Origin of the sequence: Curtobacterium sp. MCBA15_008 (assembly GCF_001865065.1) — a bacterium.
GTDB lineage: Bacteria > Actinomycetota > Actinomycetes > Actinomycetales > Microbacteriaceae > Curtobacterium.
Window position 1 is genome coordinate 8,952 of the sequence record NZ_MJGN01000003.1, and the last position, 21,484, is coordinate 30,435.

Consider the following 21,484-nt stretch of genomic DNA (forward strand, 5'->3'; position numbering starts at 1 on the left):
TGTCGGCGGTGTCGGCGGTGCCGGCGGTGCCGGCGACGGCCTGACCCGGGCGACGGCCTGACCGGGCTGGCCCGGCTGGCGCGCGGTGCCGTGCCGCGCCGCTCCCGGGCGGCGCCGTGCCGCGCCGCTCCCGGGCGGCGCGACCGCTGACGCCAGGGTCGGTGGCGCCCTGTAGAACTGTTCCATGAACGAGACCGACGCCACGTTCGAGACCATCGACCCTGCCGCGCTCGACGCCGCCCAGGCGCAGCGCGAGGTCGACCGGCTGCGGGCTCGCATCACCGAGCTGCGGAACGCGTACTACTTCGGCGACAACGGTTCGACGGTCACCGACGCCGACTACGACGTGCTGGCACGGCGCCTCGACGCGATCGAACACCGCTTCCCCGAACTGGTGACCGAGGACAGCCCGACGCAGACCGTCGGCGGGCAGGTGCAGACGGTGCAGTTCGCGCCGGTCGAGCACGCCGAGCGGATGCTCTCACTCGACAACGTCTTCAGCCCCGAGGAACTGACCGACTGGGCGGTCAAGGTCCAGCGTGACGCCGGCGCCGAGCGCGTCCGGTTCCTCACCGAGTTGAAGATCGACGGGCTCGCGATCAACCTCCGCTACGAGGACGGTCGGCTCGTCTCCGCGGCCACCCGTGGCGACGGCGTCGTGGGTGAGGACGTCACCGGCAACGTGCTCACGATGGGCACGATCCCGGACCGCCTCTCCGGCAGCGGCCACCCACCGATCGTCGAGGTCCGCGGCGAGATCTTCTTCCCCGTCGAGCAGTTCGACGAGCTGAACGCCCGGCAGCGCGACGCGGGGGAGCGGGTCTTCGCGAACCCGCGGAACGCCGCCGCGGGCTCCCTCCGCCAGAAGGAAGAGGGCAAGTCCGAGGCGAAGCGTGCGCTCATGGTCGACCGGCTGCGTCGACTCCGGATGCTCGTGCACGGCATCGGCGCCTGGCCGGTCCGCGAGCTCGAGCGCGACACCGACGTCCGCGCCCAGTCCGAGGTCTACGAGCTCCTGCAGTCGTGGGGCCTGCCGACCAGTTCGCACTACCGGGTGTTCGACGGCATCGACGAGGTGCTCGGCTTCGTGCAGGACTACGGCGACCGCCGAGCCTCGGTCGAGCACCAGATCGACGGCATCGTGATCAAGGTCGACGACCTGGCCCTGCACGAGGAACTCGGGTCGACCTCGCGGGCACCGCGGTGGGCGATCGCGTACAAGTACCCGCCGGAAGAGGTCCACACGAAGCTCGTCGACATCGTCGTGAGCGTCGGCCGCACCGGTCGGGCGACGCCGTTCGCGGTGATGGCCCCGGCCGAGGTCGCCGGGTCGGTCGTGCGGCAGGCGACCCTGCACAACCAGCAGGTGGTCAAGGCGAAGGGCGTCCTGATCGGGGACACCGTCGTGCTGCGGAAGGCGGGCGACGTCATCCCCGAGGTGCTCGGCCCGGTGGTGGAGCTCCGCGACGGCAGCGAGCGCGAGTTCGTGATGCCCACGCACTGCCCGGAGTGCGGCACCGAGCTCGCCCCGGCGAAGGAGGGCGACATCGACCTCCGCTGCCCGAACGCGAAGAGCTGCCCGGCGCAGGTCCGCGGCCGCGTGGAGCACATCGCCTCGCGCGGGTCGCTCGACATCGAGGGCCTCGGCGAGGTGGCGGCCGCTGCGCTGACCCAGCCGTCGCACCCGGAGCAGCCGCCGCTCGTGACCGAGGCCGGCCTGTTCGACCTGACGATGGAGGACATCGTCCAGATCGAGGTCATCGTCCGCGACTCCGAGACCGGCATGGAGAAGACGACCGACGACGGCGCCCCGAAGCGCGTGACGCCGTTCAGTCGGGCACGGAAGAAGACGGACCCGCCGTTCGACCCGGACGCCCGCGGCGCGGACCACACCGGCGAGCCGAGCCGGTACCCGTCGAAGAACGCGTTCGAGATGCTCGCCAACATCGACGCCGCGAAGACGAAGCCGCTCTGGCGGATCCTGGTGGGCCTGAGCATCCGCCACGTCGGGCCCGTCGCGGCCCGGGCACTGGCGAACCACTTCGGGTCGCTCGACGCGATCCGCTCCGCCTCGCGCGAGGACCTGGCGGCGGTGGACGGCGTCGGCGGGATCATCGCCGACGCCCTGCTCGACTGGTTCGAGGTCGACTGGCACCGCGAGATCATCGACCGGTGGACCGCGGCCGGCGTGCAGTTCACCACACCGGGTCACCCGGGGCCCGGGGCCGCCGAGACCGAGGGTGGCGTGCTGAGCGGCGTGACCGTCGTCGCGACGGGGTCGCTCGAGGGGTACAGCCGCGAGGGCGCACAAGAAGCGATCATCGCTGCCGGGGGCAAGGCCGCGTCGAGTGTGAGCAAGAAGACCGACTTCGTCGCCGCCGGACCGGGGGCAGGGTCGAAGCTCACGAAGGCCGAGCAACTCGGGCTCCGGATCATCGACGCCGAGCAGTTCCGCCTGCTCGTCACCGAGGGTCCTGCGGCGCTCGGCGAGGCACCGGAGCCGACTCCGGAGACCACGCCGACGGACTGAGGAGTCCTCGGGAGCACAGACCCGGACTGTCCGCACGCCGCGGCGCGCCCGGCTCCGCACCCAGTTCAGGGGTCAAGTTGCATCCCGCACGCCATCGAGCGGTCATTCTCCTTACACTCGTGAGAGCATCACCCGTCGTCTGCAGGGGGACGACGGGACGGCCTTCCCGGGGGAGACCCGATTGCTGCTCATCGCCGCGGCTCTGCTCACCGCCTCGATGCACTCACTCGGAGTGGTCGAGGCCCCAGTCGCGCCCGCGGTCCACTCGGTCGCGGCGCCGACGTCGTCGACGACCCTCGTCGACGATCCGTCCGTCGAGCCGTCCGTGCACCCGTCCGCGCGTCCGTCCGCGCGGCCGGTCGTGACCGGGGTACAGATGACGGCGGAGGACCTCGCGGGGGCACACGGCCGGACGTTCCTCCTCGACCTGTCCCGTCTGGACCGGTCGGCGCTCACCCGCGCCGCGTCCGACCGCCGCGTGCTCGCGACCGCGCAGGACGTCCCGCCGTCGGCTGCCGACGTCACCACCTGGTGGGCCGGGCTCGGTGTCGACGAACGTCGGCGGCTGGAGTCGGCGGCGCCGGCCGTCGTCGGGAACCTCGAGGGGGTGCCGTACGACGTCCGCGACCGTGCGAACCGGTCCGTCCTCGCCGCCGGTCTGGCCGACCCCTCGGTCGGAGCCGCTCGCAGCGCCATGCTCGGGCAGGTCGAGCAGTCGCTCGTCCACGAGCCGGGCGCACCGCGACGGAACCTCGTCACGCTCGACCTCCGTGGGTCCGGGCGGGCGGCGATCGCCATCGGCGACCTCGACGCGGCGGCCGACGTCACGGTCGTCGTCCCGGGCATGTTCTTCACCGTCACGGGGCAGATGACGGACTTCACGAACACCGCGAACGACCTGTACAGCGAGCAGGCGACCCTGGCCGGCGTCGCGGCCCCGGCACCTGGGAGCGGGGTCGCCGTCATCGCATGGATGGGGTACCGGACACCCGACCTGTCGAACATCCTGTCGCTCGGGCTCGCGAAGACCGGCGCGGAACGGCTCGAGCGGGCCGTCGACGGCCTGCGGCGGGTCCGCGACGGCGAGGAGCCCCGGGTGAACGTGGTGGCGCACTCGTACGGGTCGACGACGGCCCTGATGGCGCTGTCGTCCGGACGGATGAGCGCCGACTCCCTCACCGTGCTCGGATCGCCGGGCAGCGACGTGCAGACGTCGTCGGAGCTGTCCGTCGGCGCCGGGCAGGTGTTCGTCGGCGACGCACACAGCGACCCCATCGCGGGCTCCGGCTACTTCGGCACCGACCCCGGGTCGTCGGCGTTCGGCTCGACCGTCCTCGACCTCGCCGGCGGCCTCGACGTGCAGGACGCGGGGGACGTGTTCCGGCGGCCCGTCGGGCACAACGACTACCTCAAGCCGGGGACGGCCTCGCTGCACGACGTCGCGCTCATCGCAGTCGGCCGCGGGGACCTCGTGCGCGAGCAGCTCCGCCGCGGCGAGGGCGGCAAGGACGGCGTCCCGCAGACGTCGCCGGACATGTACCTCGTGCGCCCGCAGGACCTGCACCCGCGCGACTGACCGACGGCGGGGACGGTCGGGCCGTCGCTGGGTGCCAACCTGTGTGCCGGCGCAGCCGGATCTCGTTCCACGGCAGAACCAGTACAGCCCTGCGCCCTAGCGTGCCCCCATGCGTGTGGTGCGATGGCCTGGTGCTCTCCTGACGTTCGTCGCGATGTCGGCGCTGGCCGGCATGCTCGTCGCCGTCGCCGTGACCCCCGGGGTCGCCGTCGCCGGTGAGGGGACCTCCGGTGCGGTGTCGTTCTTCGAGGACCTGCCGAGCTACCTCGACATCCAGACGCCGCAGCAGGTGTCGTCGGTCTACGCGACGAAGGGCGGCCAGCAGGTCAAGATCGCGTCGTTCTACGCCGAGAACCGGACGAACGTGTCGTCCGCGGCGATGGCCCGGACGCTCAAGCAGGCGGCGACCGACACCGAGGACCCGCGGTTCTACGACGAGGGCGGCGTCGACGTCATCGGGACCCTGCGCGCGACCATCGCGGACGCGCTGCACCACAGCGTGCAGGGCGGCTCGAGCATCACCCAGCAGTACGTGAAGAACGTGCTCGTCCAGCAGTGCGAGCAGCTGACCGGCAAGGACACCGATGCGACCACCGCGCTGGTGGACGCCTGCTACAAGAAGGTCGCCGGACAGTCGAAGGCGCGGAAGCTGCAGGAGATCCGGTACGCGGTCGCGGTCAACAAGAAGTACACGAAGGACCAGATCCTCACCGGGTACCTCAACATCGTCGGGCTCGGCGGGAAGGTCTACGGCGCCGAGGCCGGGGCCGAGTACTACTTCGGCGTGCACGCGAAGGACCTCTCGCTGGTGCAGTCCGCGACCCTCGTGGCGATCTTCAACTACCCGTCGCGGCTGCGCATCGACCAGCCGAAGGACAAGGACAACGGGGCGGCGAACGGGTACGCGGCGACCAAGGTCCGGCGCGACTACGTGCTGCAGCGGATGTACGTCCACCACGACATCACGAAGGCCCAGCTCGCCCAGGCCAAGGCCACGCCGGTCACGCCGAAGATCACGGCGACCGCCAACGGCTGCTCGACGGCCGCGGCCGGCTACGACGCCGGGTACTTCTGCGACTACGTGCGCGACCAGGTGCTGCAGGACACCGCGTTCGGCAAGACCGCCCCGGAGCGGATCGCCGCGCTCGACACCGAGGGCCTGCAGATCCACACCACGCTGAACCTCGACCTGCAGAACCAGGCGCAGACGGCGCTGTCCTCCTACGTCCCGCAGACGATGCCGGGCGTCGACGTCGGCGGGTCCAACGTCACGGTCGAACCCGGCACCGGACGCATCCTGTCGATGGTGCAGAACACGGCGTACACGCAGAGCGACAACGGCGGGGCCGGGGCGACCGCGGTGAACTACAGCGCCGACAGCGGGTACGGCAACTCGGGCGGGTTCCAGACCGGGTCGACGTACAAGGTCTTCACACTCGCCGAGTGGCTGGCGACCGGGCACACCCTGTCCGAGTCGGTCCCGACGGGCGAGAGCGAGTTCCAGAACTCCGAGTTCACGAACTCCTGCCAAAACGTCAGCGGCGGGGTCTGGAACGTCTCGAACGCCGAGAAGGTCGGACCGTCCCTGACCGTGCAGGACGCCACCTCCGAGTCGATCAACACCGCGTACGCCCAGATGGGCAAGCAGCTCGACCTCTGCAAGATCGCCGGGCTCGCGAAGGCGATGGGCATCCACCCCGCGGGCGGCGGCGAGCTCACGCAGACGCCGTCCTCGATCCTCGGGGTCAACGACCTGTCGCCGATCGACCTGGCCGAGGCGTACGCCGGCTTCGCCCACGGCGGCGTCGTCTGCACCCCGACCGCGATCGACTCGGTGACGACCTCGACCGGCGAGAAGATCACCCCGACGCCGGCGTCGTGCACGCAGGGCGTCCCCGCGAACGTCGCCGCCACGGTCGACTACGCCCTCCGCGGGGTCCTCACCGGCAAGGGCACGGCGGTGGCCGCGAACCCGAACGACACGGTCGACAAGTTCGCGAAGACCGGGACGACCGACGGCGACGTGCAGAACTGGCTCGTCGCCTCGACGACCAAGTACACGAACGCGACCTGGATCGGCAACGTGCAGGGCCACGTCGGGCTGGCGAACGTCGGCTTCCCGCAGGGCACCACGGGGTACAGCGCGAAGTTCGGCGTCGGCAAGGCGCTCATGGGCTACCTCGACCAGACCGTCGGCGGCGACCCCCTGCCCGCGCCGGACCCGGCCCTCGTCGGCCACGTGGCGGCTCCGCCGACGGCCGCGTCGACGGGATCCGGGCAGTCCACGAAGCAGGCACCGGCGCCGCAGACGCAGCAGCCCGCGCAGCAGCAGCCGGCGCAGCAGCAGCCGACCCAGCACGGCGGCCACGGCCAGCCGGCGAAGCCGGGCGACGGCAAGTGACCGCCTGGAGGCGCGGTGCCGGTCCCGGAGACCGCCCCGCGCCTCCAGACCGTCGCGTTCTCCACAGGCGCCTCGCGCGTCGTGGGGCACCAATAGACTGGTGGGCATTCCACGAACCGATCGACGGAGCACCATGCCTGACATCACGAGCGAGCAGGTCGCCCACCTGGCGAACCTCGCACGTATCGCACTCACGCCCGAAGAGATCGAGAAGCTGACCGGGGAGCTCTCGCACATCGTCGAGAGCGTCGCCCGCGTCGCCGAGGTCGCCACCCCGGACGTCCCCGCGACGAGCCACCCGGTGCCGCTCGGCAACGTCACCCGGCCCGACGTGGTCGGGCCGACCCTCACGCAGGAGCAGGCGCTCTCGGGTGCACCGGACTCCGACGGTGAGCGGTTCCGCGTGACCGCGATCCTCGGCGAAGAACAGTAGGGCGACAGAACAGTGACCAACGACATCACCCGCCTCAGCGCCGCCGCGCTCGCCGACGCCCTCGTGGCGCGCGACGTGTCGAGCGTCGAGGCCACCCAGGCGCACCTCGACCGCATCCAGGCGGTGGACGGCGACGTCCACGCGTTCCTGCACGTCAACCAGAACGCCCTCGCGGCGGCGAAGTCGATCGACTCCCGCCGTGCCGCCGGCGACGACCTCGGCCCGCTGGCTGGTGTGCCGATCGCCGTGAAGGACGTCCTGTGCACGCAGGACATGCCGACCACCTCGGGCTCGAAGATCCTCGAGGGGTGGGTGCCGCCGTACGACGCCACCCCGGTCGCGAAGCTCCGCGCCGCCGGCCTCGTGCCGCTCGGCAAGACCAACATGGACGAGTTCGCGATGGGCTCGACGACCGAGTTCTCGGCGTACGGCCCGACGCACAACCCGTGGGACCTCGACCGGATCCCCGGCGGCTCCGGCGGTGGCTCGGCCGCGGCGGTCGCCGCGCACGAGGCACCGCTCGCCCTCGGCTCCGACACCGGTGGCTCGATCCGCCAGCCGGGCGCCGTCACCGGCACCGTCGGCGTGAAGCCGACCTACGGCGGGGTCAGCCGCTACGGGGCGATCGCGCTCGCGTCGAGCCTCGACCAGGTCGGTCCGGTGTCCCGCACCGTCCTCGACGCCGCGCTCCTGCACGACGTCATCGGCGGGCACGACCCGAAGGACTCGACCTCGATCCCGGACGCCTGGCCGTCGATGGCCGCCGCCGCGCGTGAGGGCCTGCAGGCCGACACGCTCCGTGGGCTCCGCGTCGGCGTGGTGAAGGAGCTCGCCGGTGGCGAGGGCTTCCAGGCCGGCGTCACGCAGCGCTTCCGCGAGACGGTGGCGATCCTCGAGTCCGCCGGGGCCCAGGTCGTCGAGATCGACGCTCCCTCGTTCGCGTACGCGATCAGCGCCTACTACCTGATCCTCCCGGCCGAGGCGTCGTCCAACCTGGCGAAGTTCGACTCGGTGCGCTTCGGCCTCCGCGTCACGCCGGAGAACGGTGCCACGGTCGAGGACGTCATGGCCGCCACGCGCGAGGCCGGCTTCGGCCCCGAGGTGAAGCGTCGCATCATCCTCGGCACCTACGCCCTGAGCGCCGGCTACTACGACGCCTACTACGGCTCGGCGCAGAAGGTCCGGACCCTGGTGCAGCGCGACTTCACGGCCGCGTTCGAACAGGTCGACCTGCTCGTCAGCCCGTCGGCGCCGACGACCGCGTTCCCGATCGGTGAGCGCATCAACGACCCGCTCGCGATGTACCTCAACGACCTCACGACGATCCCGGCCAACCTGGCGGGCGTGCCCGGCATGAGCATCCCGAACGGCCTGGCGCCCGAGGACGGCCTGCCGACCGGGGTGCAGCTGATGGCCCCGCAGCGCGAGGACGCCCGGCTCTACCGCTACGGCGCGGCACTCGAGCGCCTGCTCGAGCAGCAGTGGGGACACCCGCTCATCGACAGCATCCCGGACCTCGACCAGAGTCAGCAGTCCGCTGCGCAGGAAGGTGTGATCTGATGGCGCAGAAGGACGCGCTGATGGACTTCGACGAGGCACTCCGGCGGTACGAGCCGGTCCTCGGTTTCGAGGTCCACGTCGAACTCGCGACGAAGACCAAGATGTTCTCCGACGCCCCGAACTTCTTCGGTGGCGAGCCGAACACGAACGTGACCCCGGTCGACCTCGGGCTGCCCGGGTCGCTGCCGGTCGTCAACGCGCAGGCCGTGCGGTACTCGATCCAGCTCGGCCTCGCGCTCGGCTGCTCGATCGCCGAGTCCTCGCGGTTCGCCCGGAAGAACTACTACTACCCGGACAACCCGAAGAACTACCAGATCTCGCAGTACGACGAGCCGATCGCGTACGAGGGCGAGGTCGAGGTGGAGCTCGCCGACGGCACGATCTTCAACATCCCGATCGAGCGCGCCCACATGGAAGAGGACGCCGGCAAGCTGACCCACGTCGGCGGTGCCACCGGACGCATCCAGGGCGCCGAGTACTCGCTCGTCGACTACAACCGCGCCGGGGTCCCGCTCGTCGAGATCGTCACGAAGCCGATCGTCGGTGCCGAGCACCGTGCCCCCGAGCTGGGTGCGGCCTACGTGCAGGTCATCCGCGACCTCGTGCGGGCGCTCGGCGTCTCCGAGGCCCGCATGGAGCGCGGCAACCTGCGCTGCGACGCGAACATCTCGCTGCGTCCCCGCGGGCAGGAGAAGCTCGGCACCCGCACCGAGACGAAGAACGTCAACTCGTTCCGGGCCGTCGAGCGTGCCATCCGCTACGAGATCCAGCGGCAGGCCGCGATCCTCGCCGACGGTGGCACGATCACGCAGGAGACCCGGCACTGGCACGAGGACACCGGTCGCACCTCGGCCGGCCGACCCAAGTCGGACGCCGACGACTACCGCTACTTCCCGGAGCCCGACCTGCTCCCCGTGGTGCCGGACCCGGCCGTGATCGAGGAGCTCCGGGCGTCGCTGCCGGAGGCCCCGGTGGCGCGCCGTCGTCGGCTCAAGGGGGACTGGGGGTTCGCCGACCTCGAGTTCCAGGACGTCGTGAACGGCGGGCTGCTCGACGAGGTCGAGGGCACCGTCGCCGCCGGAGCGGCACCGCAGGCCGCCCGCAAGTGGTGGACCGGCGAGATCAGCCGTGTCGCCAACGCGCAGGACTCCGCGCCCGGTGACCTCGTGTCGCCGCAGCACGTCGCCGAGGTCATCGCGCTCGTCGAGTCCGGTGACCTGACGGACCGTCTGGCACGCCAGGTGCTCGAGGGCGTCATCGCCGGCGAGGGTTCGCCGGCCCAGGTCGTCGAGGCCCGCGGGCTCAAGGTCGTCTCCGACGACTCGGCCCTCACCGCCGCCGTCGACGAGGCCCTCGCCGCCCAGCCCGACGTGCTGGCGAAGATCCAGGACGGCAAGGTGCAGGCCGCCGGAGCCATCATCGGTGCCGTCATGAAGGCCATGAAGGGCCAGGCCGACGCGGCTCGCGTCCGTGAGCTGGTGCTGGAGCGCGCACAGCAGTCCTAGACGGACCTGACTGGCGACGGGAGGCACGGTGCCGGCTGGCACCGTGCCTCCCGTCCAACCTGGGGACGCGTCAGCAACCCGGTGACAAGATGAGTCGTGTCCGCAACGATCCGCGCCATCGGTACCGCCGTCCCGACGAGGACGCTCGAGCAGGCGGCGGTCCGGGACCTGTTCGTCCGGCAGCCCGACCTCGGTCGGCTCGGCCGCCGACTCGTGCCCGCCGCCTTCGACGCGTCCGCCGTCGAGCACCGGCACACCGTGCTCGACGAGCTCGACGCCTCGCATGCGGCCGGCACCTTCCGCGACGACGCGGGCATCCTCCGCTCGCCGTCCACTGGCACGCGCAACGACCGGTACCGCGAACTCGCTCCGCCGCTGTTCGTCGCCGCCGCACAGGACGCCGTGCAGCGTGCGGGCATCGATGCGACGTCGATCACCCACGTCGTCACCGTGTCGTGCACGGGCTTCACGCAGCCCGGGCCGGACCTCGACATCGTCCGCGAACTCGGCCTCCGACCGACCGTCTTCCGCCAGCACATCGGGTTCATGGGGTGCTGCGCGGCCTTCCCGGCGCTCCGCGTCGCCGACGCCTTCGCCGCCTCGGACCCGGACGCCGTCGTGCTCGTGGTGTGCGCCGAGCTCTGCACCCTGCACGTCCGCGCCTCGGACGACCCGGACCAGATCGTCGCCAACAGCGTCTTCGGGGACGGCGCCGCCGCGGTCGTCGTGACGGCGGACGGCCCCGGCCTGCGGATGGACGACTTCGCCACCACGGTCGTACCCGAGGGCGCGTCGGAGATGGCGTGGAACATCGGCGACGAGGGCTTCGAGATGGTCCTCAGCACCGCCGTCCCGAAGCTCGTCGGCGCGACCGTCGCGCAGGCCGTCGGACCGCTGCTGCCGGCCGGGGGAGCCGCGGACATCCCGGTGTGGGCCGTGCACCCCGGTGGTCGCGCGATCCTCGACCGGACGCAGGACGCCCTCGGCCTGTCCGACGAGGCGATGGGTCCGAGCCGTGCGGTCCTCCGCGACCACGGCAACATGTCCAGCGCCACCGTGCTGTTCGTCCTCCGGCACGCACTCGACGACGGTGTCGACGACGGCACACCGGTCGTCGCCCTCGCGTTCGGACCCGGCCTGACGGTCGAGGCGGCGCGGCTCACCGCGGTCGGGACGACCCCGCGGACCGCGGTGCCGGCGGTGACCACGGCGGATGACCGCACCGACGTCCTCGCCGCCGCGACCGCAGGGGTGTCGTGAGCCGGCCCGTCGGACCCGACCCGCGCCTCCCGGTCGACCTGACCCGGCGCGCCGTCGACCTGCGCGAGCTGATGGACGAACCGGACTGCGATCCCCAGGCGCTCGCGCGGACGTTCCGGCGGTTCGCGCTCGTGAACGCGCTCGTCAGCGGTTGGCGGGCCGTGTGGCGGACCCACGTGGCTCCCGCGCTGCCGGCGGACGGCCGCGGGCGCGTGCTCGACCTCGGGTGCGGTGGTGGCGACCTCGCCCGGGCGATCGTGCGCTGGGCGGCCGCCGACGGGTTCGACGTCGAGGTCGTCGGGGTCGATCCGGACCCGCGGGCGATCGACGCGGCGACCCGGTCGACCACGCGCGGCGTCACGTTCCGCGAACAGTCCAGCGGCGACCTGGTCGCGGCGGGGGAGCGGTTCGACGTCGTCGTGTCGAACCACGTGCTGCACCACCTCGGCGACGACGAGCGGCACGGGTTCCTCGCCGACTCGGAGACGCTCGCGGTGAACCGGAGCCTGCACTCGGACATCCGACGATCGACCGAGGCGTACCGCGCCTACGCGCTCGGAGCGGCCTTCGTCGCGGCGGGCACGTTCGTGCGGGTCGACGGACTGCGGTCGATCCGACGCTCGTTCACGCTGCCGGAACTGCGCGAGGCGCTGCCGACCGGGTGGCGCGCGGAGCAGGCGGCCCCGCACCGGGTGCTGGCGATCCGCGACGCCTGAGGTCGCCCGGTCCGGTCACCGGGTCGGCTAGCGTCGGAGCATGGCCCCGGATCCGCTGCACCGCGTCGCGGTCCTCGTGCTCGACGGGGCGAAGCCGCTCGACGTCGGGATCCCCGCGCAGGTCTTCTCGAACCGGCCGAGCATGCCGTACGAGGTGCGGGTGTGCGGGCCACGCGCCGGTCGCATCGCGGGCGGTGACGGGCTGGCGTACGCCGTCGACCACGGGCTCGACGCGCTGGAGTGGGCGCAGACGGTGTTCGTGCCCGGCTACCGGTACCCCGCGGACACACCGCCCCCGGCCGACGTCGTCGCGGCGCTCGCGCGGGCGCACGAGCGCGGCGTGCGGATCGCGGCGATCTCGACGGGAGCGTTCGCGCTCGCCGCCGCCGGGCTCCTCGACGGTCGGCGGGCGACGACGCACTGGCACTACACGCGGGTGCTGCGGGACCGGTACCCCGACGTCGAAGTCGACGAGGACGTGCTGTTCGTCGACGCCGGGTCCGTCCTGACGAGCGCCGGCGCAGCGAGCGGCATCGACCTGTGCCTGCACATCGTCCGGCAGGACCACGGCGTCGCGCTGTCGAACCACGTGGCACGCCGGCTGGTGAGCGCGCCGTACCGGAGCGGCGGGCAGGCGCAGTACGTCCCGCGGAGCATGCCCGAGCCGCTCGGCGACGTCTTCGCCGAGACACGCGAGTGGGCGCTCCGGCACCTCGCCGAACCGTTGACGCTCGAGGTGCTCGCCCGGAACGCCACGGTGTCGCCGCGGACGTTCTCCCGCCGCTTCGTCGAGGACACCGGGTACACGCCGATGCAGTGGGTGCTCCGTGCCCGGGTCGACCTGGCGCGGGAGCTGCTCGAGCGCTCCGACCTCGGGATCGACCAGGTGGCGGAGCGCGCCGGCCTCGGGTCGGACGCGAACCTGCGGACGCACTTCCGGCGGATCCTCGGGACGTCGCCGACGGCGTACCGCCGGACGTTCCAGGACTGAGGCGACCCGTCGCCCGGTTGGCGAGATCCTTCCGGGCGCTGGCTTCCCTGCCACTGGAGCCGCGCCTCCAGGCCGATGAGCATGGACTCCGGAACGAAAGGAAGTCCCATGACCCGCATCGCCATCAACGGCTTCGGCCGCATCGGCCGCAACACCCTCCGCGCGCTCTTCGCCCGCGGTGGTGACGACCTCGAGGTAGTCGCCGTGAACGACCTCACCGCACCCGACACGCTCGCACACCTGTTCCGCTACGACTCGGCGCTCGGCCCGTTCGACGGCACCGTCGAGGTCGACGGCGACACGCTCGTCATCGACGGACGGCGCATCACGGTGCTCGCGTCGCGCGAACCCGCGGAGCTGCCGTGGGCCGAACTCGGCGTCGAGGTCGTGCTCGAGTCGACCGGCCGCTTCACCGCACGGGACGCCGCTGCCGGGCACCTGGCGGCAGGCGCGCGGCGCGTGCTCATCAGCGCGCCGGCGACCGGGGCCGATGCGACCATCGCGTACGGCGTGAACACCGACGTGTTCGACCCTGCTGCGCACACGGTGATCTCGAACGCGTCGTGCACGACCAACGCGCTCGCACCGCTGGCGTCGGTGCTCGACGACCTCGCCGGGATCGAGCACGGCTTCATGACGACCGTGCACGCGTACACCCAGGAGCAGAACCTGCAGGACGGACCGCACCGCGACCTCCGCCGTGCACGGGCCGCCGGCGTGAACATCGTGCCGACGTCGACCGGTGCCGCGAAGGCGATCGGGCTGGTGCTGCCCCGCCTCGAGGGCAAGCTGTCCGGCGACGCGATCCGCGTGCCGGTGCCCGTCGGGTCGCTCGTCGAGCTGAACACCGTCGTGTCGCGGTCCGTCACTGTGGACGAGGTCAACGCGGCGTACCGTGCCGCTGCCGCGGGGCCGCTCGCCGGGGTGCTGGCGTTCACGGCGGACCCGCTCGTGTCGACGGACATCACCGGGCGGCCGGAGTCGAGCATCTTCGACTCGCTGCTCACCCGCGTCGACGAGGGGCGGCACGTGAAGGTCGTGGCCTGGTACGACAACGAGTGGGGCTTCTCGAACCGCGTGGTGGACACGCTGGGGATGCTGGCGCGGGCGGCGTAGGGCGCGGGGCGCGGGCGCGGGCGCGCGGTTGCCGGATTTCGCGCTGAGCGACAGTTCACGGGCTCGAAGCCGCGTGAAGTGTCGTTCAGCGCGAAACGCGGGCGGGGCCGCGGGCCGCCGCCGCCGCGCCCCGCCGCGCCCCGCCGCGCCCCGCGTCAGCGGATCGCGGCCGTGGTGGACGCGAAGGAGCGGGAGCGCACGGCCTCGCGGTAGCGCCGGAGCGCCACCTCGCCGGCACCGACGGACTCCAGCGCCGCCAGCCCCGCACCGAGCACCGGGGGATCGGTCACCCAGGTCGGCACGGCGCCCGGCACCCGCGAAGCGAGCCCCGACACGATGCGGTCGACGAGCATCGGGTCCCGCGCCGCGAGCACACCGCCGCCGAGCACGACCGGCACCGGCGACGACGCCGACCCGCCGAGCCCGAGCCGCCCGAGCGACACCGACGCCAGGAGCACGATCTCCTCGGCCTGCCGTTCGACGACGCTCGTGGCGACGGCGTCTCCTGTTCCGGCGACCTCGAACAGCACCGGGCACAGCCGGTTGAACACGCGGTAGTCGAGGCGTCCGAAGTGGATGGCCTCGGTCACCTCGCGGACGGTGCCGAGTCCGACCGCCGCCGGGACCGCGTCCACGAGCGCCGTCGCCGGGCCACGCCCGTCGTCCGCGCGCGCCGCGTGCCAGAGCGCACGGTTGCCGAGGTACGCGCCGCCGCCCCAGTCGCCGGAGACGTCGCCGATCGCGGGGAACCTCGCGGTCTCGCCGTCGGCGCGCACCGCGAGGGCGTTGATCCCGGTCCCGCACACCACCGCGGCGGCGTCCGGCGACAGCGTCCCGGCGCGCAGCAGCGCGAACAGGTCGTTGTCGAGCACGTCCGGGGCACCGCCGTCGTCGTCCCAGTGGGCGAGAGCAGCCTCGGCCGCGACGAGTTCGTCGTGCAGGTCGAGTCCGGCGAGATACACGTGCGTGGTGCGGATGCGCCGGTCCCCGAGCTCGCGGAGGACCCGGTCACGGACGTCGTCGAGGATCGGTCCGGCGAGGTCCCACCCGCGCGTCTGCGGGTTCGACCCCGGTCCGCGCGCGTGCCCGACGAGCGCGCCGTCGAGTCCGATCGCGACGACGTCGGTCTTGCTGCCGCCGCCGTCGACGGCCAGGACCACGTCGGTCGCGTCCGTCGGTCGCGGGGTCGACGGACTGGAGGCGCGGGTCGTGTCCGCCCCGTCGGTCCGGCTCAGCGCGCCCACGTCAGGTGCTCCGATCGCGCCCACGGCAGGTGCTCCGCGTTCGCGGCCAGGAGCAGGTCGGTGAGCTTCTCCGCCTTGTCGACCTGACCGACGAGCGGGTGCGCCCACATCGCGCGGAGCACCCGGTCGCGCCCGCCGTGCACTGCGGCGTCGAGCGCGAGCCGTTCATAAGCCGCGACGTGCGACACGAGGCCGACCATGTCCTCGGCGAGCGGGGCCACCGGCAGCGGGGTGATCGCCTGCCGGGTGACGCGTGCCGGCACCTCGATGACGTGGTCGTCGGGCAGGAACGGGAAGGTGCCGTCGTTCCGCACGTTGAGCACCTGCACGTCGCCGCGGTCTCCGAGGATCGAGGACAGCACGTCGATCGCGGCCTCGGAGTAGTACGCGCCACCGCGCTGCTCGAGTTCGACCGGCTTCGTGACGACCGACTCGTCGGCGTACTTCGCCAGGAGCGCCCGCTCGGTCGCCATCACGGCCTCGGCGCGGGTCGGCTCGCGGAGCTGTTCCTCGAGCACGATGTCGTGCGAGTAGAAGTACCGCAGGTAGTACGAGGGGACCGCGTGCTGCAGGCGGATGAGGTCCTCGTGCATGTGCACGCTCTCGGCCATCCGGGCCAGCGCGTCACCCGGCGCGAGCAGCTCGTCGAGCACGTCGCGCGTGGTGCCGTCGGCGCCGGTGACGTGCACGCCGCGCTCCCAGGTGAGGTGGTTCAGGCCGACGTGGTCGAGCCGCACGTGGTCGGGAGCGACGCCGAACTCCTTCGCGAAGCGGCGCTGGAAGCCGATCGCGACGTTGCAGAGCCCGACGGCCCGGTGCCCGGCCTCGAGGAGTGCCCGCGTGACGATGCCGACCGGGTTCGTGAAGTCGACGATCCAGGCGTCCGGCTTCGCGTGCTTCCGGACGAGCTCGGCGTACTCGAGGACGACGGGCACGGTGCGGAGCGCCTTCGCGAAGCCCCCCGGGCCGGTGGTCTCCTGCCCGATGCAGCAGGTCTCGTGCGGCCAGGTCTCGTCCTGCTGCCGTGCGGCCTGCCCGCCGATGCGGAGCTGGAACATCACCGCGTCGGCGTCGCTGACCCCGGCGACGACGTCGTCGGTCACGTGCACGGTGCCCGGGTGCCCGGCGTGCGCGAACATCCGCTTCGCGACACCGCCGACCAGCTCGCGCCGGACCGGGTCGGGGTCGACGAGCCAGAGTTCGTCGATGGGCAGCTGGTCGCGGAGCCGGGCGAAGCCGTCCACGAGTTCGGGGGTGTAGGTGGATCCGCCACCGATGACTGCGAGTTTCACTGTGGTGCTATCCCTTCACGCCGGTGAGCGCGATGCCCTCGACGAATGCCTTCTGTGCGAAGAAGAAGATGATGACGACGGGGACCATGACGACGACGGTCATCGCCATCGTCATCGACCAGTCGGTGCCGTGCTGCCCACGGAACGTGGCGAGCCCGTAGGCCACCGGCCAGGCGGCCTGGTTCTCGGAGGCGTAGAGGAGCGGGCCGTAGTAGTCGTTCCACGAGTGGAAGAACATGAAGATCGCCGCCGACGCGATGCCCGGGCGGGCCATCGGGACGACCACGCGCCAGAGCACGCCCCACTCGCTGCAGCCGTCCATGCGGGCGGCGTCGCCGTACTCCTTCGGGATGGTCATGAAGAACTGGCGGAGCAGGAAGATGCTGAACGCGTCGCCGAGCAGGTTCGGCAGGATCAGCGGCCACAGGGTGCCGGTCAGGTGCAGGTGCGACCACATCACGTAGACCGGCACCGCGGTGACCTGCGGGGGCAGGAGCATCGCGACGATGATCACCGTGAAGATCAGGTTCGCGCCCTTGAACTTGATCTGGGCGAGGGCGTACGCGGCCGGCACGGAACTGACGAGCATGAACGCGGTGGCGAGCACGGCGTACATCGACGAGTTGCCGAACCACTGCGCGAGCGGCAGCTCGGTGAACACCCGCCCGTAGTTCGACAGGTCGAACGGCCGCGGCAGGATCGACGCCGTGAGGGCCTGGTTGCTCGACATCAGCGAGGTCAGGATCACGAACACGATCGGGGCGATCGTCAGGACACCGAGGGCGACCAGCGCGGCGTGCTCGGCGATCCAGACGAGGGTCCGGCCACGGGGCTTGCCGGTGCGGGGTGCGGAGCCCCGGGGCGCCCGGGTGAGCGGGGACTGGGACACAGCGGTCATCAGGACTCCTCGGGGCGGAAGACGGAGATGCGGCGCATCGTGAAGACGAGCACCACGGCGGTGATCACGAACAGGACGACGGCCATCGCGGACGCGTAGCCGAACTGGAAGTTCGCGAACCCGTGCTGGTAGAGCAGCTCGGTGTAGGTGAGCAGCGACGTGCCCGGGTAGCCGAGCTGTGCAGCGGTCCCACCACCGATCGTCGCCTTGCCGCTCGCGACGCCGGAGGCCACCGCGGCCTCGGTGAAGTACTGCAGCGCCGCGATCACGCCCGTCACGGCCGCGAAGCCGATGACCGGCGCGATGGTCGGCAGCGTGATGTGCCGAACCTGCTGGACGCCGTTCGCCCCGTCGAGCGACGCGGCCTCGTACAGGTCGCGCGGCACGTCGAGCAGGGACGCCAGGAAGATGATCATGATGTCGCCCATCACCCAGACGCCCATGATCACGAGCGAGGGCTTCGACCACGCGGGGTCGTTGAACCACAGCGGGCCCTCGATCCCGAACACCTTGAGGATCTGGTTGACGGGCCCGGTGCCGGGGTTGAACAGGAACACGAACGCGACGACACTCGCCACCGGCGGGACCAGGGCGGGCAGGTAGAACAGTGTGCGCCAGAACCCGGTCGCGGTCTTCGCGCGGCTGAGGAGTCCCGCCACCAGCAGGCCGCAGACGATCCGGACCGGCACGAGGATGACGACGAACCACAGCGTGTTGACGACCGCGGGGCCGATCTGGGGGTCCTGCGTGAACAGGAACCTGTAGTTCAGCAGCCCGACGAACTCCGGCTCCTGCAGCTGGTTGTAGCGCGTGAACGAGTAGAAGATCGACGCGACGAGCGGGTACGCGAAGAAGATCACGAGGCCCGCCAGGGCCGGCGCCAGCATCGTCAACGCGACCAGGCGGCGCCGCGACTCGGCGGACCGCGGCCGACGTCGTGCGGCCGTCGGGGGCACTGGACCCGACCCCGTCGGGCCGGCGGGCCGGGAGGCGCGGGCGAGCCGCGCCTCCCGGCCGGTCGTCTTGGTGGTGACGCTCATCACGGACCAGCCAGCTGGTTCGCGTTGTCGATGTCCGAGTCGAGCTTCTTGAGCTTCGCGTCGAGGTCGCCGCCGTTCTGCTGGTATGCCTGCCAGAACTTCGTGAAGGTGCCGATGTAGGCGGCGCCGTCCGCGGTGCCCGGCGAGGTCATCGTGTCCTTGTTCCCCGCGACGTCGACGAAGGTCTTGTAGTTCGCGTCGACCTCGAGGTCGGGGGACTCCAGCGCCGAGGTGAGCGTCGGGATGTTCTTCAGGCCGTTGCCCATCGTGACCTGCGCGTCGGTGTTCGTGGACAGGTACTTCAGGAGCGCCCACGACAGCTCGGGGTTCTTCGAGCCCTTCGCGATGCCCGCCACGTTGCCCGCGATGTACGTCGAGCCGTAGTTGCCGAGGCCGTCCATCACGGGTGTCGGCGCGGTGCCGTAGTCGAGGTCCGGCTTCTGGTCCTTGATGAACGCGGTGCGGTACTCACCGTCGATCTGCATCGCGACCTGTCCGGTCTGGAACGCGTTGTCGGCGGCGAACTCCTGGCCGAGGCCCGACGTGAAGGCCTTGAGCTTGTCGTACCCGATCTCGTCGACGAAGCCCTTCTGCCACGTGATGAGCTTCTTCCACGCGGCGGACGTGCCGATCTCGCTGTTGCCCTTGCTGTCCAGCCACGAGCCGTCGACCATCGGCGCCCAGTGCTCGGGCGAGTTCTCGTAGAAGTCGATGAGCGGGTTGAACCCGAGCTGCTTGATCGACCCGTCGGCGTTGTACGTCGTCAGCTTCAGCGCGTCGGCCTTGAGCTCGTCGAGCGTCTTCGGCGGTGCCGAGATGCCGGCCGACTTGAGCGCCGCCTTGTTGTACATCAGGGCGCTCACGTCGGCGAGGGCCGGCAGCGTGCACCGGGTGCCCTTGTACTGCGTGTACGACTGCACGGCCTTGGGGATGTCGGACAGGTCGACCTTGTCGCGCTTGATGTACGGCGACAGGTCACGGAAGGCGCCGGAGGAGCAGAAGCTGCCCACGATCGCCGTCGAGTAGGACAGGCCCACGTCGATGTTCTGCCCGGACGAGATCGCCTTCTGCAGCTTCTCGTCGTCCTGTCCGGCGTGGATGTCCACCGTCACGCCGGGGTTCGCCTTCTCGAAGCCGGCGACGGCGCTCTTCACGACACCCGCCTCGCGTCCGGTGAAGAAGTGCCAGAGGGACACCGTGCCCTTGAGGTCCTTCGGGGCCTTGTCGGCGACGTCGGCCGCACTGCTGCCGGAGCTGCAGCCGGCGACGACGAGGGCGCCGGCGGCGGCGATGGCGGTGGCTGCGGCGATGCGCCGGAGCTTCGGACTGGGGAGTGACATGCGGAACTCGCTCTCTGATCTCGCTCCGGTACGGGCCGCGTGCGGGCGCGCCGAAGAGCCCTCGGACAGGGCTGGGGTGGAGGTGCCTCGAGTGGTGCGGGTGGGACTCCGTCGTGCGGAGTCGTTCAGGGGCGCTCGACGGGGTCGGGTGCGGGCGCATCGTCGCTGATGCGTTCGAGCCGGTCCGCGAGCGCGGTGCGGACGACGTCGATGAGGACGTGCCGCGCACCGTGCAGGACGGGGGTGTCGGGGACGCCGGGTGCCACGACGGCGGTGGACCAGCGGGTGCGGGTCCGGAGCCAGGCGGTCACGGCGGCGGCCAGGGCGGGTCCGCCCGCGATGCCGGTCGGGCCGTGCAGGACGACCGTCTCGGGATCGGCGACGGCGAGGGCGGGGAGCACGTTGTGCCCGACGCGCTCGCCGAGGGCGGCGGTGAAGGGGTGCTGCTCGGGGAGTCCGGGCAGCTGCGGGAGCACCTGGCGCCAGTCGGCTACGGTGCCGTCCGGTGCCGTGATCCCGTGCTCGGCGGCCAGGGCGACGATCGCGGGCTCGGAGATGAGGTCCGCGACGATCGTGGCCGTCGGGTCGATGGAGCGTGCATCGGCGGGCACGCTGAGGTAGCCGATCTCGCCCGCGGCACCGGACGCGCCGGTGTGCAGGTGACCGTGCAGGTCGAGGGCCATGCCGAGGCCCTCCGCCATCCAGAACAGGGCGAACGAGCCGGGAGCGCGGCCGGCGCCCATGTTCCGTTCGGCGATCGCCGCGAGGTTCGCGTCGTTCTCGATCACGACGCGGACGCCGAGCGCCTGCGAGAGCGTGGCGGACACCTGGTCGCGGGGCCAGCCGGGCAGGCCGTCGGTGAAGATGAGCGTGTCGGTGGCGTGGTCGACGCTCGCCTGCACGCCGACGGCGACCGCGGTGACGAGCTCGGGGTCCACGTCGGCCGCGGCGGCGGCGCGGGAGATCGCGGCGGCGACGATGTCGGCGCCGGGTGCGCACAGTTCGTCGGAGGACATGGTGTGCGTCGCCACCGGGAACGTGCGGCCGGCGGCGTCCACCACGGTCGAGCGGACGTCGACGAGCTGGACGTCCACGGCGACGCCGAGGTCGCGGTCGGTGATCGCCTCGTACACGACGGCGCTCGGGCCGCGGCGGCCGGCCTGGGAGGCGGTTCCGGCTTCGCGGATGAGGTCGGCCGACTCGAGCCGGCGGATGATCTCCGCAGCGGTCGGCTTGCTGAGCCCGGTGCGCTGCGCGATCTCGTTGCGGGTGAGCGGGCCGTCGTCGAGCAGGAGCTCGAGGGCGGCGCGGTCGTTGAGGACGCGCAGGAGCCCGGGCTGCCCGGGGGTGCGTCCTCGTGTGGTCATGTCGAGGACTGTAACGGACAACCTTCTTTACTGAAAGGTTTGTTTACCGATTCGAAACACGCGTTCTGCTGCGCGAAACGTGGGGGTGTTGCGGCGGCGGGATCGCGTGAGGCGTTGATGCCGTCGGCTCGCGTCACGTCGTTTTGCGCTCACCGACACCTCACGGACACGACGGCGCGTGAGGTGTCGGTGACCGCGAAAACTCGCAGGCCCGC

Annotated in this window: 16 protein-coding genes; 10 read left to right on the forward strand and 6 right to left on the reverse strand. The window is 71.7% G+C overall.

Features of this window, described 5'->3' with window-relative positions; all coding sequences use genetic code 11:
- Positions 1-184 precede the first annotated feature (184 nt).
- From ligA to gap, 10 genes are all read left to right on the forward strand, one after another.
- Positions 185-2,530 carry an NAD-dependent DNA ligase LigA gene (ligA, locus tag BIU96_RS01670; RefSeq protein ID WP_071290881.1) on the forward strand — a complete coding sequence of 782 codons (2,346 nt, stop codon included), beginning with the start codon at positions 185-187 and terminating at the stop codon, positions 2,528-2,530.
- 181 nt (positions 2,531-2,711) lie between these two features.
- Positions 2,712-4,106 (forward strand): alpha/beta hydrolase, encoded by a 1,395-nt coding sequence (locus BIU96_RS01675; protein WP_071290882.1) that lies wholly within the window; start codon positions 2,712-2,714, stop codon positions 4,104-4,106.
- Positions 4,107-4,215: 109 nt separating this feature from the next.
- Entirely contained in the window at positions 4,216-6,507 is a 2,292-nt protein-coding gene (locus BIU96_RS01680) for a transglycosylase domain-containing protein (protein ID WP_083402575.1), read from the forward strand.
- A 133-nt stretch (positions 6,508-6,640) separates the two neighbouring features.
- Complete coding sequence (gene gatC / locus BIU96_RS01685) at positions 6,641-6,940, forward strand: Asp-tRNA(Asn)/Glu-tRNA(Gln) amidotransferase subunit GatC (protein WP_071290884.1); 300 nt, start codon at positions 6,641-6,643, stop codon at positions 6,938-6,940.
- 12 nt (positions 6,941-6,952) lie between these two features.
- Positions 6,953-8,500: an Asp-tRNA(Asn)/Glu-tRNA(Gln) amidotransferase subunit GatA gene (gene gatA / locus BIU96_RS01690; RefSeq protein ID WP_071290885.1), complete on the forward strand. Its 1,548-nt coding sequence runs from the start codon at positions 6,953-6,955 to the stop codon at positions 8,498-8,500.
- Complete coding sequence (gene gatB, locus BIU96_RS01695) at positions 8,500-10,005, forward strand: Asp-tRNA(Asn)/Glu-tRNA(Gln) amidotransferase subunit GatB (RefSeq protein WP_071290886.1); 1,506 nt, start codon at positions 8,500-8,502, stop codon at positions 10,003-10,005. The genes gatA and gatB overlap by 1 nt, the downstream gene beginning before the upstream one ends.
- A gap of 96 nt (positions 10,006-10,101) precedes the next feature.
- The gene (locus BIU96_RS01700) at positions 10,102-11,265 is read left to right on the forward strand and encodes a type III polyketide synthase (protein ID WP_071290887.1); all 1,164 of its coding nucleotides are present in this window, start codon (positions 10,102-10,104) and stop codon (positions 11,263-11,265) included.
- Positions 11,262-11,981 (forward strand): methyltransferase domain-containing protein, encoded by a 720-nt coding sequence (locus BIU96_RS01705; RefSeq protein WP_083402576.1) that lies wholly within the window; start codon positions 11,262-11,264, stop codon positions 11,979-11,981. The genes BIU96_RS01700 and BIU96_RS01705 overlap by 4 nt, the downstream gene beginning before the upstream one ends.
- A gap of 40 nt (positions 11,982-12,021) precedes the next feature.
- Positions 12,022-12,972: a GlxA family transcriptional regulator gene (locus tag BIU96_RS01710; RefSeq protein WP_071290888.1), complete on the forward strand. Its 951-nt coding sequence runs from the start codon at positions 12,022-12,024 to the stop codon at positions 12,970-12,972.
- A gap of 108 nt (positions 12,973-13,080) precedes the next feature.
- The gene (gap, locus tag BIU96_RS01715; RefSeq protein WP_071290889.1) at positions 13,081-14,088 is read left to right on the forward strand and encodes a type I glyceraldehyde-3-phosphate dehydrogenase; all 1,008 of its coding nucleotides are present in this window, start codon (positions 13,081-13,083) and stop codon (positions 14,086-14,088) included.
- Between the two features lie 155 nt (positions 14,089-14,243).
- Here gap and BIU96_RS01720 read toward each other — a convergent pair whose 3' ends face one another.
- From BIU96_RS01720 to BIU96_RS01745, 6 genes are all read right to left on the reverse strand, one after another.
- Positions 14,244-15,332: an N-acetylglucosamine kinase gene (locus BIU96_RS01720; RefSeq protein ID WP_254785901.1), complete on the reverse strand. Its 1,089-nt coding sequence runs from the start codon at positions 15,330-15,332 to the stop codon at positions 14,244-14,246.
- A complete protein-coding gene (locus BIU96_RS01725; protein WP_071290890.1) occupies positions 15,320-16,624 on the reverse strand; it encodes a 6-phospho-beta-glucosidase in 1,305 nt (434 codons plus the stop codon). Before BIU96_RS01725 ends, BIU96_RS01720 begins: the two co-directional genes overlap by 13 nt.
- A gap of 7 nt (positions 16,625-16,631) precedes the next feature.
- Positions 16,632-17,522 carry a carbohydrate ABC transporter permease gene (locus BIU96_RS01730; RefSeq protein WP_071290891.1) on the reverse strand — a complete coding sequence of 297 codons (891 nt, stop codon included), beginning with the start codon at positions 17,520-17,522 and terminating at the stop codon, positions 16,632-16,634.
- Positions 17,522-18,562 (reverse strand): carbohydrate ABC transporter permease, encoded by a 1,041-nt coding sequence (locus BIU96_RS01735; RefSeq protein ID WP_217642225.1) that lies wholly within the window; start codon positions 18,560-18,562, stop codon positions 17,522-17,524. The genes BIU96_RS01730 and BIU96_RS01735 overlap by 1 nt, the downstream gene beginning before the upstream one ends.
- Positions 18,562-19,902: an extracellular solute-binding protein gene (locus BIU96_RS01740; RefSeq protein WP_071290892.1), complete on the reverse strand. Its 1,341-nt coding sequence runs from the start codon at positions 19,900-19,902 to the stop codon at positions 18,562-18,564. Before BIU96_RS01740 ends, BIU96_RS01735 begins: the two co-directional genes overlap by 1 nt.
- 125 nt (positions 19,903-20,027) lie before the next feature.
- Positions 20,028-21,269 (reverse strand): ROK family transcriptional regulator, encoded by a 1,242-nt coding sequence (locus BIU96_RS01745; protein WP_071290893.1) that lies wholly within the window; start codon positions 21,267-21,269, stop codon positions 20,028-20,030.
- Positions 21,270-21,484: the final 215 nt, after the last annotated feature.

What these genes read in the sequence shown, in the direction of transcription:
- BIU96_RS01730 (WP_071290891.1), bottom strand. Translation starts at nt 17,522, where the DNA reads ATGACCGCTGTGTCCCAGTCCCCGCTCACCCGGGCGCCCCGGGGCTCC.
- gatC (WP_071290884.1), top strand. Translation starts at nt 6,641, where the DNA reads ATGCCTGACATCACGAGCGAGCAGGTCGCCCACCTGGCGAACCTCGCA.
- BIU96_RS01710 (WP_071290888.1), top strand. Translation starts at nt 12,022, where the DNA reads ATGGCCCCGGATCCGCTGCACCGCGTCGCGGTCCTCGTGCTCGACGGG.
- gap (WP_071290889.1), top strand. Translation starts at nt 13,081, where the DNA reads ATGACCCGCATCGCCATCAACGGCTTCGGCCGCATCGGCCGCAACACC.
- ligA (WP_071290881.1), top strand. Translation starts at nt 185, where the DNA reads ATGAACGAGACCGACGCCACGTTCGAGACCATCGACCCTGCCGCGCTC.
- BIU96_RS01745 (WP_071290893.1), bottom strand. Translation starts at nt 21,269, where the DNA reads ATGACCACACGAGGACGCACCCCCGGGCAGCCCGGGCTCCTGCGCGTC.
- BIU96_RS01680 (WP_083402575.1), top strand. Translation starts at nt 4,216, where the DNA reads ATGCGTGTGGTGCGATGGCCTGGTGCTCTCCTGACGTTCGTCGCGATG.
- BIU96_RS01740 (WP_071290892.1), bottom strand. Translation starts at nt 19,902, where the DNA reads ATGTCACTCCCCAGTCCGAAGCTCCGGCGCATCGCCGCAGCCACCGCC.
- gatB (WP_071290886.1), top strand. Translation starts at nt 8,500, where the DNA reads ATGGCGCAGAAGGACGCGCTGATGGACTTCGACGAGGCACTCCGGCGG.
- BIU96_RS01735 (WP_217642225.1), bottom strand. Translation starts at nt 18,562, where the DNA reads ATGAGCGTCACCACCAAGACGACCGGCCGGGAGGCGCGGCTCGCCCGC.